At 59.3% G+C, this 16,121-nt stretch carries 16 protein-coding genes; 7 read left to right on the top strand and 9 right to left on the bottom strand.

Features of this window, described 5'->3' with window-relative positions:
• Window positions 1–7 precede the first annotated feature (7 nt).
• Genes ACZ5IL_RS18905 through ACZ5IL_RS18890 form a run of 4 tightly spaced genes read left to right on the top strand, consistent with a single transcriptional unit; the run spans window position 8 to window position 4,550 of the window.
• Window positions 8–613, top strand: a complete 606-nt coding sequence (locus ACZ5IL_RS18905) for a K(+)-transporting ATPase subunit C (protein ID WP_464593879.1) — start codon at window positions 8–10, stop codon at window positions 611–613.
• Window positions 614–650: 37 nt separating this feature from the next.
• Window positions 651–3,374 (top strand): ATP-binding protein, encoded by a 2,724-nt coding sequence (locus ACZ5IL_RS18900; protein WP_464593877.1) that lies wholly within the window; start codon window positions 651–653, stop codon window positions 3,372–3,374.
• The gene (locus ACZ5IL_RS18895; RefSeq protein ID WP_464593875.1) at window positions 3,371–4,060 is read left to right on the top strand and encodes a response regulator; all 690 of its coding nucleotides are present in this window, start codon (window positions 3,371–3,373) and stop codon (window positions 4,058–4,060) included. The genes ACZ5IL_RS18900 and ACZ5IL_RS18895 overlap by 4 nt, the downstream gene beginning before the upstream one ends.
• A gap of 46 nt (window positions 4,061–4,106) precedes the next feature.
• Window positions 4,107–4,550 (top strand): PTS sugar transporter subunit IIA, encoded by a 444-nt coding sequence (locus tag ACZ5IL_RS18890; protein WP_464593873.1) that lies wholly within the window; start codon window positions 4,107–4,109, stop codon window positions 4,548–4,550.
• Between the two features lie 73 nt (window positions 4,551–4,623).
• Here ACZ5IL_RS18890 and ACZ5IL_RS18885 read toward each other — a convergent pair whose 3' ends face one another.
• The 6 genes from ACZ5IL_RS18885 to ACZ5IL_RS18860 form a co-directional block, all read right to left on the bottom strand.
• On the bottom strand, window positions 4,624–5,433 hold the full coding sequence (locus tag ACZ5IL_RS18885) for a transporter (RefSeq protein ID WP_464593871.1): 810 nt from the start codon (window positions 5,431–5,433) through the stop codon (window positions 4,624–4,626).
• 660 nt (window positions 5,434–6,093) lie between these two features.
• Window positions 6,094–6,705, bottom strand: coding sequence for an alpha/beta hydrolase (locus tag ACZ5IL_RS18880; RefSeq protein WP_464593869.1), 612 nt, complete (start codon window positions 6,703–6,705; stop codon window positions 6,094–6,096).
• Window positions 6,706–6,773: 68 nt separating this feature from the next.
• Window positions 6,774–10,181, bottom strand: coding sequence for an acyl-[ACP]--phospholipid O-acyltransferase (locus ACZ5IL_RS18875; protein WP_464593867.1), 3,408 nt, complete (start codon window positions 10,179–10,181; stop codon window positions 6,774–6,776).
• 73 nt (window positions 10,182–10,254) lie between these two features.
• Window positions 10,255–10,533 carry a YiaA/YiaB family inner membrane protein gene (locus ACZ5IL_RS18870; RefSeq protein WP_374708883.1) on the bottom strand — a complete coding sequence of 93 codons (279 nt, stop codon included), beginning with the start codon at window positions 10,531–10,533 and terminating at the stop codon, window positions 10,255–10,257.
• 13 nt (window positions 10,534–10,546) lie between these two features.
• The gene (locus ACZ5IL_RS18865; RefSeq protein ID WP_464593865.1) at window positions 10,547–11,236 is read right to left on the bottom strand and encodes a hypothetical protein; all 690 of its coding nucleotides are present in this window, start codon (window positions 11,234–11,236) and stop codon (window positions 10,547–10,549) included.
• 9 nt (window positions 11,237–11,245) lie between these two features.
• Window positions 11,246–11,482: a hypothetical protein gene (locus tag ACZ5IL_RS18860; RefSeq protein WP_464593864.1), complete on the bottom strand. Its 237-nt coding sequence runs from the start codon at window positions 11,480–11,482 to the stop codon at window positions 11,246–11,248.
• Window positions 11,483–11,595: 113 nt separating this feature from the next.
• Between ACZ5IL_RS18860 and ACZ5IL_RS18855 the strand changes: the two genes are divergently transcribed.
• Together ACZ5IL_RS18855 and ACZ5IL_RS18850 are read left to right on the top strand one after the other, a co-directional pair.
• Entirely contained in the window at window positions 11,596–12,150 is a 555-nt protein-coding gene (locus ACZ5IL_RS18855) for a TetR/AcrR family transcriptional regulator (protein ID WP_464593863.1), read from the top strand.
• Window positions 12,151–12,195: 45 nt separating this feature from the next.
• A complete protein-coding gene (locus tag ACZ5IL_RS18850) occupies window positions 12,196–12,462 on the top strand; it encodes a hypothetical protein (RefSeq protein ID WP_464593862.1) in 267 nt (88 codons plus the stop codon).
• Window positions 12,463–12,522: 60 nt separating this feature from the next.
• Here ACZ5IL_RS18850 and ACZ5IL_RS18845 read toward each other — a convergent pair whose 3' ends face one another.
• On the bottom strand, window positions 12,523–13,152 hold the full coding sequence (locus ACZ5IL_RS18845; RefSeq protein WP_464593861.1) for a hypothetical protein: 630 nt from the start codon (window positions 13,150–13,152) through the stop codon (window positions 12,523–12,525).
• Here ACZ5IL_RS18845 and ACZ5IL_RS18840 point away from each other — a divergent pair.
• Window positions 13,145–13,486, top strand: a complete 342-nt coding sequence (locus ACZ5IL_RS18840) for a hypothetical protein (protein WP_464593860.1) — start codon at window positions 13,145–13,147, stop codon at window positions 13,484–13,486. The two genes, ACZ5IL_RS18845 and ACZ5IL_RS18840, sit on opposite strands and share 8 nt — an antisense overlap.
• Here the strand turns inward: ACZ5IL_RS18840 and ACZ5IL_RS18835 are convergent.
• Window positions 13,464–14,234 carry a lysozyme family protein gene (locus tag ACZ5IL_RS18835; RefSeq protein ID WP_464593859.1) on the bottom strand — a complete coding sequence of 257 codons (771 nt, stop codon included), beginning with the start codon at window positions 14,232–14,234 and terminating at the stop codon, window positions 13,464–13,466. The genes ACZ5IL_RS18840 and ACZ5IL_RS18835 overlap by 23 nt on opposite strands.
• A gap of 362 nt (window positions 14,235–14,596) precedes the next feature.
• Entirely contained in the window at window positions 14,597–15,970 is a 1,374-nt protein-coding gene (locus ACZ5IL_RS18830; RefSeq protein WP_464593858.1) for a dicarboxylate/amino acid:cation symporter, read from the bottom strand.
• Window positions 15,971–16,121 lie beyond the last annotated feature (151 nt).

Below are 16,121 nucleotides of genomic sequence, written 5' to 3'. Positions count from 1 at the left end.
AGACATCATGCTGAGAGAAATCCGTCCCGCCATCACGTTCCTGATCACACTTACCGTGATCACGGGCCTCATCTATCCTCTCGCCATGACGGGGATCGCCGGCGCGATCTTTCCCCATCAGGCGCAAGGAAGCCTGATTGAGCGTAACGGTGCGGTCATCGGCTCGGAGTTGATTGGGCAGCAATTCACGAGCGAACGCTATTTCCACGGGCGGCCGTCGGCGACTCTCGGTCCTGATCCCGCCGATTCCTCCAAGACCGTTCCGGCACCCTACAATGCGGCCAATTCGATGGGCTCAAACCTAGGCCCGACCAACAAGGCGCTCATCGAGCGCGTACAGGCCGACGTCGAAAAGCTCAGGCAGGAGAACCCCGGTATGCCGGTTCCGATCGATCTTGTGACGACCACGGGCAGCGGTCTCGATCCGGACATCTCTCCGGAGGCAGCGCTCTTCCAGGTTCCCCGCGTAGCGAAGGCGCGAAACCTCCCGGAGGCTCAGCTCCGCGAGCTGGTCAACCAGCATATCCGAGGTCGGATTCTGGGGGTTTTCGGAGAGCCGCGCGTGAACGTTCTCGCCCTCGACCTTGCCCTGGATGAGGCCGTGGCGCGATAAGAGTCGACTGGCCGCGTGGGCCATCCGGGAGAACCTGATGGCAGAACAGAATCTCGATAACGATCAACGTCCGTCGCCGGAGGCCCTCCTGGAGGCTGCCCGGCGTGAGGATAGACGTATCGGCAAGCTGAAGATTTTCGTCGGCGCCGCTCCCGGCGTCGGCAAGACCTACGAAATGCTCCAGCAAGGGCGCGCCCGTAAGAACGATGGCTATGACATTGTCGTGGGTGTGGTGGAGACGCATGGCCGCAAGGAGACGGCCGCCCTGTTGGAAGGCCTCGAGGTCATTCCGCGCCGGCAGACCGACTATCGCGGGCAGCATCTCGACGAGATGGATATCGATGCGGTCATTGCGCGGTTGCCGCAGATCGTGCTCGTGGATGAGCTCGCACACACCAACGCTGCGGGCAGCCGCCATCCGAAGCGTTATCTCGACGTGCAGGAGCTCTTGAGCCACGGCATCGACGTCTACAGCACGGTCAACATCCAGCACATCGAAAGCTTGAATGACGTGGTCGCGCAGATCACCCATGTGCGTGTCCGCGAGACCATTCCAGATATCGTTTTCGACGAGGCGGATGCCATCGAGCTGGTCGATCTCACGCCTGACGACCTGATTGACCGCCTGAAGGACGGCAAGGTCTATGTTCCGAAGCAGGCCGAGCGTGCCCTGCAACACTTCTTCTCGCCGGCGAATCTGACGGCACTCCGGGAAATTGCGCTGCGTCGTACCGCGGAGCGCGTTGACGAGCAGCTCCTCACCGAGATGAGGTCGCGTGCCATCCAGGGTCCATGGCCGGCCGGCGAGCACGTGCTCGTCTGCGTCAGCGAGGATCCCCGCGCCGCCGGACTCGTGCGCTACGCCAAACGCCTCGCCGACCGCCTGCATGCATCATTCATCGCGCTGTCGGTCGAAGGCAGACGGAGCCTCCAGCTCACCGAGGAGGAGCGAGATCGTATCGCCGATACGCTGCGCCTCGCGCAGACGTTGGGCGGCGATGCCAACACCATCCCAGGTGGCGACCGGCGGATCACCGACGACATAGTCAAATACGCGCAGTCCAGCAACGCCGCCCATATCATCGTCGGTAAGTCGACCCGCTCGCGCTGGTTCGAAATCCTGCATGGCTCGATCGTGCATGACCTGGTTCGTCGCTCTGGAAGCATCAGCGTCCATGTGATCGGTGGTGACGAGACCTCAGGAGAGATCGTTTCGAAGAAATCTGTGAAGACCACGCCGAAGCCAAAGTTTGCGGATCCGCTCCCCTTTGCGGCGTCGCTTGCGGCGGTCGCCGGGGCACTCGCGGTCGGAAAGTTGATCCTGCCACTCGTTGGCATCGAGACCGTCGATCTCGTCTTTCTGACGGCGATTGTCGCCGTTGCCGTGCGCTTCGGCCTCTGGCCATCTCTCCTGGCCAGCGTCGCGGCATCCCTTAGCTACAATTTCTTCTTCATGGAGCCATTATATACATTCTCGATCTCCGATCCGACGAACATCGTCGCCTTTGCCTTTTTCGTTATCATGGCGGTGTTCGTCTCCAATGTCGCTGGTAGGGTCCGCACTCAGGCCATTGCGGCGGCAACACGCGCCCGCACCACGGAATCTTTGTACGCCTTCAGCCGCAAGCTTGCGGGCGTCGGCACGCTAGATGACGTGCTCTGGGCCGCTGCCTACCAGACCGCGTTGATGCTTAAGGTCCGGGTGGTCCTCCTCCTGCCAGAGGAGGGAAGCATTGTCGTGAAGGCAGGCTACCCACCGGAAGATACGCTGGACGAAGCGGACATCGGTGCAGCGAAATGGGCGTGGCAGAATGACCGTCCCGCGGGTCGCGCCTCAGACACGCTGCCCGGGGCTAAATGGCTATTCCTGCCCATGCGCACAGGTCGCGGCCCCATCGGCGTCGTGGGTATCGATAGCGATCGGTCAGGGCCGTTGTTCACGCCCGACCAGCGCCGACTGCTGGACGCTTTGATCGACCAGAGCGCATTGGCCATCGAGCGCGTTCATCTGGTCGAGGATATGGATCGCGTCAAAAGATCGGTCGAGACCGATCGGTTGCGGTCGGCGCTGCTCACCTCGATCTCCCATGACCTCAAGACGCCGCTTGCGGCGATTCTGGGGTCGGCCGGAACGCTGCGCGATCTGTCGGGCAAGTTGAGCGAGATCGAAAAGGCGGATCTCCTCGCGACTATTATCGACGAGTCCGAAAGGCTCAATCGTTTCATCGCCAATCTTCTCGACATGACCAGGCTTGAGTCTGGAGCGGTCGTGCCGAACTTGGCTCCGCATGATGTGAGTGAGATCATCGGCAGCGCGCTGCGGCGCGCCAACAAGATTCTTCTTCATCATCGGGTCGATGTGCAACTGGCGCCTGAGCTTCCGATGGTTGGAATCGATGCGGTTCTGTTCGAGCAAGTCTTGTTCAATCTCCTCGACAACGCTGCAAAATATGCCCCGCCGGACACGGCGATCCGCATTCAGAGTTGGTGCGATGGCGATGAAGTATCTGTCGAGGTCGTCGACGAAGGCAATGGCATCCCACAGGCTGATCTCGAGCATATCTTTGACAAGTTCTACCGCGCGAAGAAGACAGATCAGGTCCGCGCTGGAACCGGCCTTGGACTGGCCATTTCGCGCGGTTTCGTCGAGGCGATGAACGGCACGATCGTCGCGGCTAATCGGCCAGACCGGTCGGGTGCAGCCTTCACCATCCGCCTGCCGATTCCACTCCAATCCCAGCCGTTGGATACCGCAGCATGAACGCACCTGCATCCAAAGTTCTCATCATCGATGATGAACCGCCGATTCGTAAGCTGCTGCGCATGGGATTGACGACACAAGGCTACCAGATCATCGAGGCGCCGAACGGGAAGACCGCACTGGAATTGCTCAAGGAGGAGCCCAATCTGATCATTCTCGACCTCGGGCTGCCGGACATCCAGGGACACGAACTCTTGCGGATGATCCGCGCCCGCAGCGAATTCGTTCCGATCGTGGTCCTCTCAAGTCGCGGCGACGAAGCTGGGAAGGTCCAGGCACTCGATTGCGGTGCTGATGACTACCTGACAAAACCGTTTGGAATGGAAGAGTTGCTCGCACGCATGCGTGCGGCACTGCGCCACCAGCTTCAGGCGCAGGGCGAACGCCCAATCTTTAAGGTGGGTGACCTCTCCGTCGATCTCGTTCGGCGCATTGTTAAAATGGACGAAAAAGAGGCAAAGCTCTCGCCCAAGGAATATGATCTGCTCCGTGTCCTGGTGCAGCACGCGGGTAAGGTGCTGACACACAAGTTTCTGCTCGGGGAGCTATGGGATTCGATGACAGACGCGCAATATCTACGCGTCTATGTCCGTCAGCTCAGACAGAAGATCGAAAAGGACCCTGAGCGCCCTCAATACATTCTAACCGAAACCGGGATCGGCTATCGGCTTCGCTCACCGGACTGACAGCCACGATCATCGCTTGCGATAGAAAAACAATATGGAAAACGCAATGCAACTTGCCGATTATCTTTCGGAGAAAAACACTCTCGTGGACGTCCAGGCGTCAACCAAAACCGGTTTGTTGAGCAATCTTTGCGCTCGTGCGGCTGTAGCCGTCGGCTTCGATGAGAAGACGATCTCATGCGAGATATTAAAGCGCGAAGGGCTTGGGTCGACCGGCGTAGGCGGCGGGGTTGCCATTCCCCATGCACGGATTCCGGGTCTTAGGAGCGCTTTTGGCGTACTCGCGCGCCTTCAGAAGCCGATTGATTTCGAGGCTATCGATGGGGAGCCCGTGGATATCGTGTTTCTGCTTCTTCTGCCGACAGCGACATCCGGCGAAGATCTGAACGTGCTCGCTGCGGTCGCTCGCAGATTGAGAAATGCGGAAGCGCTCCGGGCGCTTCGTCAGGCACAAGATGGGGTTGCCTTCCATAGCGCGATGGTCGCTTAGCAAAGACCGATAATGCCGTGTACAGCACCACACGGTCATCGCTCGGCGAAGATGCACGAGCATGGCAACCTCATCAGAAGCGTGTGGAGACGCCGACGTAGCTTACTATGGCTGGCGTGTTGCGATTGAGACCGATATTGACGCCGATATCAAACTGCAGCGTCGGCTGCGGTAGCCAGACCAAAGCCATATCATAGCTGTATTGTTGTACGGTCCCGGCAGGATCGAAATTCTGGCTGGTCCAGATTTCATTGTAGATCGTGAACTTGCCGATCTGCTTCGCGACGTTCACGAGCCCCGTCGCGCCAAGATGCCGGCCTTGTCCATCAGAGTCGGCAAGAACGTCGAGTTGCGGTCCCAGCGTCACCGTCCAGCCGTCTGGCACACTGATGTTGATGGGCACGGCCATGCCGCCCTCCACCTTGCCATTGCCGATACCAGCGGGTGCGGTGGGCAACTTCACGAACGGCAGAACGGCGAGTTGAAAGTCGCCTTCGGGGCCGGTGAGCCGCCGCTTGAACCGCACGGTTGCGTCGCCGATGCCCGACTGGGTGGACACATTGCCGACAGCATCGCCGGTCCGCACCCGCGTGAAGGGTACCCAGTTCAGCTGGATGTCAGAGCTATCGGTCAGGCCATACTTCACGGTGGGATTGCTGAACAGCAGCTGATCGGTCCGGTTACCTCCGGCGGTGTTGTTCAGCCAGGTAAAACCATCCGCTTCGATCTGCACCAGCCCCTTGGGGACCGTGCAGGCGAAGTTGGACTTGGTCGGCCGGTCGGTACAGATCGGCGCATCGGCCACAGACGCTGTTGGTACGGCATCCTGTGCGAAGGCGGGGCCGGAGAACAGCGCGGCCAACAGGATCGAGCAACGAATCATTGCATCTATTTCTTTCAGACAAGTCCAAGCGCGCCTCATGATCTTCCTTACTCCGCGATTGACACGTCGAGGCCGAGTTCCATGTTTGCATTCAAGTGCAACGAGGACGCCCGTTAACGGCAAATGCCCGTTAGCTCTCGACATACTCCGGGTGTCTCAGTGGCTAGCGCAAACGCGTATAGGAATTCGAGATGAGTTCGACGCCAATTGCATAAGCAACTCTTTATGCGGGCTCTTGAAGGTAATCGAGTTCATCACAAGCCAGACGAACGAACGGCTCACCACGCATTCCGAGGTCGGTAGAAACCCATAGGAGGGGTAAAGCGTGACTCACTTGCGGGTGCAAGCCATCATCTGCTGCGGGTGCAAGCCATCATCTGCGCGGGCCGGCACGCGAGCTCTACCCAAGGAACTGGACTCGGGGCGATGAGCTGTCCCGTCTCGGGAGGCGGTGGTCACCGATGCTACGCAAAGTTTCCAGCAACCGCGGGTCCCCTAACAATGCTCGCGACCGGAAAAGCTCCGTGAACATCCGTCAGATCAGGCTGCGCAGGTCCAATATCACGCAACAGCATCACCCGATTATGGCGGGTTCCCTCTCCGCCACCGGCGCGTTTTGCCCGGGGGGCGGTCAATTCTCCGATTTGATTTACCGTTCAGCTAAAAGATCCGGAGATGGCTATCCATAGCGGTCCGGAGAAATCGGCCATCACGCAGAAAGGAAAGAGTCTGATTGATCGCGCTCTGGTGTCTCAATAAACCGGAGTGCGTTGCGCCAAGTACGATGTGGTCGCTCATGCCTTTTAGTCTGGTGCTCTTTACCGAAACTCTGCCGTCATTTGGCTGCGGTACAATAAAGAAGGACGAGATCGGATCGATCGTTTTGTTTCCCGCTATGATCCCAACAGAATAATCCGGCAACGGAAGCCGCTCGGAAGATTGCAGCCGGCTCGTCCCGAGTTGCTGGCCGGCAGGTCCATAAAATGCACGATAAGGCGCAGTTTCCTTTAGAAAATCCGCGACCTCGCTGCCGCCATTCGGTGGGCCGAGCATGACGACGCGATGTAGCCGGATCGGTCGATATCTTGCCAGATAGAATTGCGCGAGTAGTCCACCCATGGAGTGTGTGACGAAGTGAAGCGCGTCCGTCTGCATAGCAAACGGATGAATAGCAGCGTGAACATTTTCGACGAGTACCTCCAGCGGATATTTTCGGCTCGGATAGGCGAGGTTCAGCGTCGCGAAGCCTTCCTTTTGCAGCGCTCGTTCCATTCGCCTGAATGAGCGTGGCGTTTTTGCCAGGCCATGGAGGAGAACTACACCTGATGAAGGTGTATCAGTCACGCTACTTCGCGCCCGGCTATCCGTACCGTCTCCTTGCCGAGCGCTGTCGCCGCCACGTAGTCGGTCTTGCCAGAGCCAAGCAGTGGGATCTTGTCCACTACGCAGATGTCGGCGGGGACAGCCAATTCCGATAGTCCTGACGCCTTGGTGTGGCGCTGCATCGCGGCACGGTTGGCATCCTTCTGGGTCGTGAGCAGCACAATCCGCTCGCCCTTGCGCTGGTCGGGAATCGAAACTGCGACCGAAATTGCTTGTGGCCAGAGGGCGGTCGCCATCGTTTCGACGACCGACAGCGAAACCATCTCGCCGGCGATTTTGGCAAAGCGCTTGGCGCGACCCTTGATCGTGATAAAGCCGGCAGTGTCGATGCTGACGATGTCGCCGGTATCGTGCCATCCGCCCGGCAGGAGCTCCAGCACGCCCGGGTTCTCCGCACGCAGATAGCCGAGCATGACATTCGGGCCGCGAACCGAAAGACGTCCGCCTTCCTCGATGCCAGGGACAGGATCGAGGCGCGCCTCCATCAGCGGCGACAACCGGCCGACCGTGCCCGGGCGATTTGCCATTGGCGTATTCATGGCGAGCACCGGCGCGGTTTCGGTGACGCCGTACCCTTCCAGGATACGCAAACCGTAGCGCTCCATGTAGATCTGGCGCGTCCGGTCCTTGACGGCTTCCGCGCCCGCGAGCACCAGCCGCAGCGAGCGGAAATCGTAAGCGTGAGCCGAACGTGCGTAGCCCGCGAGGAAGGTGTCGGTTCCGAACAGGATGCTGGCGCCGGTTTGGTAGATCAACTCGGGCACGATCCGGTAGTGCAGGGGCGACGGATACATGAAAATCGGGATGCCCGTCAGTAGGGGCATCATCATGCCGCCGGTCAACCCGAAGGAATGGAACACCGGCAGGACGTTGAAGACCTTGTCATTGGCGTTGGCATCGACGCGCGCCATTGCCTGTGATGCGTTGGCGAGGATATTGCGATGGGACAGCACCACACCTTTGGGCGTCCCCTCCGAGCCGGACGTGAACAGCACGACCGCCGGGTCATCGGCCTTGCGCGCAACTCGGGGCGCGGACCCGGCCAACAGGCCGGCCAGCTTGTCGGCAAAGCCAATCCCGGCCCGGATGTCTTCGAGGTAGAGCACGCGGGCTTCGCCTGCGACCGCCGCCACGAGCTTGTCGAGCTTGGCTTTCTCAACGAACGCTTTCGACGTGAGGACAGTGCGAACCTGCGCCGCCTTCATCGTCGCTTGCACGTTCGAGATGCCGGTCGAAAAGTTCAGCATCGCCGGCACGCGGCCGATGGTCTGAAGCGCCATGAATACGACCGCCACACCGGCCGAGTTCGGCAACAGCACGCCGACATTCTCGCCGATGGATGTGCCTTGTTCGAGCTTGCGGCTCAATACTTGCGCGCCAAGGATCAACTTACGGTAGGTCAAGGACGTGCCAAGCGCGTCTTCAATAATAGGCTTGCCGGTATCGCGATCGCGATGCGCGTGTGCCAGTCCATCGAACAGCGTTTGGTCCAGCATCGCGTTCTTTACCATGGCGTCGATCATGACGTCCTGCAAAGCGCTACCGGCAGCATTGCGCCGCGCCTTACCCTTCAAGAGGGGGTCAATCGCCAGCTTCACCGGTGGCAAGATGGAGATCGTGACTTTCGGGAAAAGACTGCGCTTGATCTCACCGTTCTTCAGGTAGCTCAGATATGAGCGCTGGGCGCCTTCGATCCGCACCGGCACCACGACGGCGTCCGCCTTGTCTGCGATCATTGCGGTACCGTCGTAAACCTTCATCAAAGAGCCAGAGACCGTGATGCGGCCTTCCGGGAAGATGACGACCGGCTCGCCGGACGCGACAAGCTTGATGAGGTCGCGTGCTGCAAGCGGCCTGGACGGGTCCATGGTGTAGTGTCTGATCTGTCGAAGGAACGGCTTGGCCCACCATGCCTTTGCGATTCCGGTGTCGACCGCGAAGCTGGCGTCAATCGGTAATGTCGCATGTACCAGCGGGCCGTCGACCAAGCTGACGTGGTTGGGGGTAATCAGCATGCGGGTGCCAGGTTCGGGGAGATTTTCCAACCCCCGTACTTCGACCCGAAAGAGCGCTCGAAACAACAGCGCACCGAAATCGCGGACGCCTTCCTTGCCCCATTTACTGAGAACAAAGAAGATCGAGCCGAAGGACGCGAGCGCGAGGCCAAAGAAGATCCATGCGATCGAAAGCCCGGCAGCTTGAACCAGCGCGACCATCAGCGAGCCCGCCACCATGAAGCCAGCCTGGAGGATGTTGCCGGCCGCGATCACGCGAGCGCGCTCGGCCGGCATAGACCACGCCTGTACGGCGGCAAAGGAGGGGACAACGAACAGGCCGCCACCGAAGGCGAAGATCGCGAAGTCGGCAACGATCCACAGGCCATCAACCGAGGTAAGAAAGGCTATCGGCGTGACCCCGGAGGCCGGCGTGGCGTGACCCACCACCCATGCGATGCCGAGGCCGGAAATGCCCATTACGATCGCGCCGATCGGGACCAGCGCGAGGTTCGGCTTCACATGCGAAAGCCGGGCGGCAAACAGCGAACCCGCGGCAATGCCAATGGCGAAGATCGCGAGGCACATTGTCACGACAGTCTCGGTGCCGCCGATGATATCCTTTATCAAAGTGGGCAGCAGCGACAGCACGATGGCGCCGGCCAGCCAGAACCACGACACGATCAGCATGCCATCCCAGAGCCGCCGCTCGGCATAAAGTGATTTGAGCAGACGAAGGGTCGAGGTCCAGGGGTTGGCTGTTATCGCTAGTTCAGGCGCCGATGGCGTCGTGATCGGTATGCGGGAAGCGAACGCCCATGACAGGAACGCAAGCAGCATGATCGCGGAGGTGACCCAGCCCATATGGGCCGTACTGGAGACCAGTAAGCCGCCAGCGATGGTGCCGATCAGGATCGCGAGAAAAGTCGCGCCCTCCACCAGCGCATTACCCGTCGCAAGTTCTCCGACCGACAACTGATCAGGCAGAATGGCGTATTTCACCGGGCCGAAAAGCGCGGCAACGGTCCCGAACATAAAAAGCGCCAGGAATAGAAGCGGGATCGAGTGCAGGAAGAATCCGACAGCAGCAAAAGCGGCGGCGAAAATTTCTACGAACTTCAACCGTCGCGCCACGACGGACTTGACGTATTTGTCTGCGAGTTCGCCGCCAAGGCCCGAGAGTACGAAGAAGGGAAAAATAAAAACCGCGCCGGCGATCGTCACCAGAGTGCCGCCGCCCTGCGTTGTCGCAGCCCCATACAGCAGGATGATGACAAGGCCGTTCTTCAAAACGTTATCATTTAGCGCGGCGCAGAATTGAGCCCAAAACAACGGCGCAAAACGGCGTGATGACATCAGTTCCCGGATCATTGGCTTCCTGTGATGGCTTTGAATTGCAAAAAGGCAAGTTTGACGGGTGTGCCGCGGTTTAGAGACTTTGGTGTCAAGCCCGCTCGGCGCTCAAAAGCTTTTCCGTCCGCGCTTCCTCAATCCGGTTGATCATGCGGCTGCTCTCGTGAAGGTCACGAACCGTCTTGGCGAGCGTTAGGCAGGATTGAATCAACATCCCCATTCCCATTGCGAAGTAGGCGCGTGTCCACCAATCCAGCGGAAGCGCGAAAATACCCCCACCCACCATCAGGACAGATGCTACGAAGCAGATGTAGGAAAAGTTGACCCATGCGCTGGTGGGACGATCGGAATGCGTCATATGCTGTGACATAGTAGCTCCTTCGTTAAGACTTCAGGTTGGATTCAATCAAAGCTGGAACCGGCTGCTCGGCAGCCTTGCGAAGTCGCGCCAGAACATCGGATGCGCGAATATGGGTTGGACGACCAAATCCGGCTTCCGACATCCGCTCGATCAGATGCTCGGCCGGTCGGGACATTTCGTGCCTTATGGCACGAGCGTTTTGGTTGTTTGCCCTGACTGCCTCCAACGCGACTTCCGCTTCACTGAAGCTGTCAAGATCCGTTTCCGAACCGTGGATGGTGCCGGTCAGAGCGCTATCGATGCGGGCCATTCTGCGGCCGCGATCGAGATCCGATAAACGTCGGCGTTGAGCATCGACCTCGCGGCGAGCGAGGGCAACTTCCGCAGCGAAATGCTTTGAAGCCTGCTCCGTGGCACGGATGTCGCTGGATATTGCTGCGATTGCTTCGGCAGCTTGCGTTGCCAGATCGTCGCGGCCGGCCCGGAGCGCTTCGACGGCACGCTGCTCCAGATCCTGTGTCTTGATCGTGAGCACGCGGCGGCGATCTGCTTCCCGGGCTTCCTCGGCGATCGCTATCGCAAGCGCGCGCCGAGCCGCAATGTGAGACTGATGAGCCGCCGCCAGTGAACGATTCAGGCTTGTTATCGGGGATAACGATTGCCGATACAGGTCACTCAGTATGTCGAACAGTCGGAAGAGGGATTGGCGCATCGGTCGGCCTCACGTCAGGTGTTTCAGGTGGCCGAAAGAAAACGGGCAACGTCGTTTTCCTGCCTGCTGCCGCTTGCGGCGGTGGACCAGCACGCCCGCAACGTCGCTGGCTTGGGCCATCCGGTCGATTGGAGATAGGAGGAGCTTCATGACGAGTTTGACAGCAATCCTGCCGACGCCGGTCGCGAGGGCATGGGTATCGTCGACAGCGGTAAGAGCTATGTTTTCAAGAACGACCGTTTGCATATTCAAGGGCCTCCTGCTATTTTGAACATTGTTCAAAAATCGGTACGGGAAAAATGAACATTGTTCAAGAAGAATCTTTGCGCGATCAGAAAAAAAGTCGCAGGCGCACACTGATGCTCGATACCGCAAGGCGCGTTATCGCGTCTAAGGGACTGATTTCATTGAAAGTTCGAGACGTTGCCGAAGCCGCGGAATGCTCGATTGGGAGCGTTTACAATGAGTTCGGTGACTTTGACGGCCTGATTCTGACCGTGAACCGCGAGACGGTTCAGCTGCTCACATCGAAACTACGCATGGTTCCCAGCGACGATCCGCGCGCCCAGCTCCATGGTTTGGCGACCGGTTATCTCGAGTTCGCCGCGGAGCACACGAATCTGCTCCGATCGCTATTTGAGCATCGTATGGAGAAAAACCGCCCATTTCCCAAAGATATTCTCGATATGGTCATGGAGGCGTTCGCGCTGATGTATTCGCCGCTCTCGCGGCTTTTATCGAAGCGCGATCCCAATGAGCTGTTGTTGATCGCGCGAACCATGTTTTCAGCCACGCACGGGATCATTTCGCTCGGGCTCGAAGACCGCATGGTCGCCGTACCATCGCCAAATCTCAGGCAGCAACTTACGCAATTCGTCGATGCGCAACTCGAAGGATTGGGCGCGCACGCCTGACCGCGCTCGCCGATCGCCACAAGAAGCTATAATTCGTTTTGAGAGATGTACGCGTTCACGCGCCGGACGATCATCGCGGCGGTTACGTTTCTCAACGCCGCGCGATTCAAGATCGATTGGACGAGCTGCGAGCATTGCTTGCGCAGGTGTGCCCTGCACATGGTGGGCCATTTTGGAAAGACCCTCGGCGTGGCGGCCGGAACGGCGGTCGCTGCAGGTGGAGCGCTTCTAATCCCGCCAGTCGTGAAGCGAGTGGCGGAGATTGTCGATTATGTCACACGCTGGTTTTCGCACGTGACGCTCCCATTCTAATTGTGCGCTATCTCGAACAGGCGTGCGCCGCGGCCGTGAGATGCCAATATGCATTAGGATCTAGTTGTCGTGCGCCGCGATTAGGGCGTCGATATCGTCTTCGGTAAGCCCGGGACGGCTTAGCAGGGCCGCAGCGACGCGCTGGATTGCAGGCCAGTTTTCCTCGACCAGATCGGCAGTCTTTTGGGTTGTACGGCTGAATAGGCGGCTGAACTCCTCTGTCTCGGGGCCGTCCAACTCAACGTAGCTGCCCGGCACCGCCGGCTTGCCGTGCTGCCGCAAAACCAGCATCGCCAGGAGGCTGGTCGCGTTGGCGCGATCCACGCGCCAACCACCCTCGCACGCGTGATTCTGGGCCGCGAGGGACATGGGACGATAGTGATGCTGGGCCTGCGGGCCGGCCAGCGCGACAATGGCATACTTCTCCGGCGTCTCGAGGTCGTCCAGGGCGAGGTGGGTCGCGCTGGACGTCGTCACGACGGCGCCAGCGCCGTCGAGTGCATCGAGGGTCGCGTAGCTTACCGGGATGTCCAGCACGCGTGCGATCACGGCGTGTCCTGCCTCGTGATGCGCGATGGTCTCTTTCTTCTCCACGACGAAACAAGCTCCGTAATCCACTGACAAAAGCGGCCGACCTGGCGCTCGAACGCCGGGTCGGACTGACCTGACCTCGGCGGTACCGATGGCCAAGCGGAAGAAAGGTAGCAAGACGGTGCCGAAGGGCAAGGCGCTGCTCGGGGAGTTACCCTTGCCTACGAAGTCCCGGTCGGCAAGCTTCATCTCATCGGCGGCCGCGGAGTCGCCGAGCAAGATGGCAATGCCGCCGGTAACAGCCACGAGCGAGGAGTCTCAAGCTTCCAAAGGCCGGGTCAAGTCTCAGGCTTCCATCAATGGCGGGGGCATGGACACCGCCAAGCAAATGAAGCGTGACAACGAAATTTCCAAGGGCATCCTCTTCAAAACGCCCTTCTCCGAGGAACTAGCGCGGCGGGTGGAACTTCTCACAAGCGCCCTGGAGAATTGATCGGTGTCATCTTGCGGTCGGCCCACCTCTTGATGTCGCCGGCGGTTAGCACCTTGAGGAACGGATTGGCGTTGACGATTTTTTCGCGTGTCGTCCGACCCGTCGCGTCAGCGGTAGCCATAAGGGAAGCAGCATCGGCATTTTCTGCGCCGGACAATAGCGCCACGGCGCCCGCGGGTCCCGCGAAATGGGCAAGATAAAGAGAACCGGGCGTAATCGGCAGACCGCGCTTGTCTAGCATCGCGGCATATTCGTCGATCAACTGCGCGGCAATCTCTCGCGTAAGCTCGGGATCTCGCCGCAACTCCAGAACTTCCTTCTTGCTGCGCCCCGCAATCAGATCGCGTCGATGCCTACGAATGGCTTCGAGCCACGTGTCGTCAACAAACTGGGCGGCACCCGTCGCGCTCGAGCGCTTGTTCCTTGCATTCGCGTCACCATTAGACTCGGCGATAATAATGCGCTCGACCAAAGCCCTCGTGACCGCCTTGTCGATTGTCCCGTTCAATTGGGTGTCACGAAACAGGACGAAACTTACGACGAAAGCCAGACCAATTGCCACTCCAAGAACGAGCGTGATGGACTCCGCCGACAGCCAGTCCCTCGCCGCGACAACGTACCCACGCTCGTCGGGACGAGGTGGCCGTATTTCATCAATACGGCCTGTTTGCTCGGACGTATGTGCGAGGGTCCGCGAGTTGCCGCAGGCAAGCTCGATCCAAATGAATCGTTGGGCTAGGTTTGCCATCGCGTTGAAAGATTCAATGCTTGGGATAGTCCATCAGCGGACGGCTCGCTCATCCGCTTTGTCGTGCACGGCGGTGTCTCGAATTTCATTGTGGTGAGTGTATCGAGACCAACAAGGACGAGAGCCACTTTCATCTGATTTCACGCTCCCGAAGAGGAAAGCCTTACTCAAAGGCCGTCGGAAAAAACTCCCAAAGGTCGAGAGATATTGCAAAGATCCAATGGGGCGGCTTAGCGGCAGAAGTTGATCCGCCGTCGCGGTTACGCGACAAGATTTGGGGATACGGTTAACGCGGACAATGTTCGACTGGCCTGAGGTCGTCGATCAAGAAGCCACACAAGAAGCTGGGGACGCGCGCTGCCTCAGGATGTGGTATGGGTGGTCGGTGCCTGCGGCAGCAACGGATCGGGCGGCCCCATGGCGACTTCGGGCTCGGACGCTTCGAGTTCCGGTTTCTGATCGAGTACCCTGTGCATGCGCTCTTCGTCGAGCGCGTTCTCCCATTTGGCAATCACGACGGTGGCGACACCGTTGCCAACCAAGTTGGTCAGCGCACGCGCCTCGGACATGAAGCGATCGACCCCCAGGATCAGCGCAATGCTGGCAACTGGAATTGTGCCGACGGACGCGAGCGTCGCGGCCAGCACGATGAACCCAGATCCGGTCACACCGGCGGCGCCTTTCGAGGTGAGCAGCAACACGCCGATGATGCCGAGCTGTTGCCAAAGAGTCAGTTCGGTATTGGTCGCTTGCGCAAGAAAGATAGCCGTCATGGTCAGGTAGATACAGGTGCCGTCCAGATTGAAGGAGTAGCCGGTCGGGATCACGAGGCCGACGACCGACTGTTTGCAGCCCAAATTTCCCATCTTCTCGATCATGCGCGGCAGCACCGACTCCGATGACGATGTTCCGAGCACGATTAGAAGTTCTTCCTTGATGTAGTTGATGAACTTGAAGATGTTAAAGCCGACGAGCCACGCGATCCCGCCCAGCACGAAGATCACGAAGATCACGCAGGTCAGATAGAAGGACGCCATCAACTTCGCTAGCAGGAGCAGAGCGCCCACGCCGTACTTTCCGATGGTGAACGCCATCGCGCCGAATGCACCGATCGGCGCCGCCTTCATGATGATGCCGACGATCCCGAAGAACGTATGCGAGACGATGTCGATAAAAGCCAGGACGGGACGGCCGCGCTCGCCCATCATGAACAGGCCGAAGGCGAACAGGATCGCGAACAACAGAACCTGCAGGATCTCGCCTTCCGCGAAGGCCCCCACCACCGTATTGGGGATGATGTGCATCAGGAACTCAACCGTACCCTGCTGGCCGGCCTTCGTGGTGTAGACTTGGATCGACTTGGTATCGAGCGCGTGGGTGTCCACATTCATGCCGGCGCCGGGCTGCAGGATGTTGACTACGATCAGGCCTACGATTAGCGCGAGCGAGGTGACGACCTCGAAATAGACCAGTGCTTTAATCCCGACGCGCCCGACCTTCTTCATGTCGTCCATGCCGGCGATGCCGTGCACGACGGTGCAGAAAATGATCGGCGCAATCAGCATCTTGATCAGCTTGATGAATCCGTCGCCCAGCGGCTTCATGGCCTCTCCGAGATGCGGGTAGAAATGCCCCAGCAGGACGCCAAGCACGATGGCGGTGAGCACCTGGGCGTAGAGATGCTTGTAGAACGGCTTGAGCGGACTACCAGCCGTCATCGAGCGTGCCGTCTCCATGTGCTCCCTCCCGTGGTTTCGACGCCGGTCAGCGTTCCGACGTCGGGCGGTTCGCAGGCTTGTCGCCCGCTGCCTCTTTATTCCCAGCAACTTCCGCCGTTGACGTGCTCGTGCAAACGGCAGCAAGTCAATGGACTCGATATCGCACCGC

The sequence above is a fragment of the Nitrobacter sp. CN101 genome (assembly GCF_055390255.1).
This window is presented reverse-complemented; position numbering and strand designations above follow the sequence as displayed.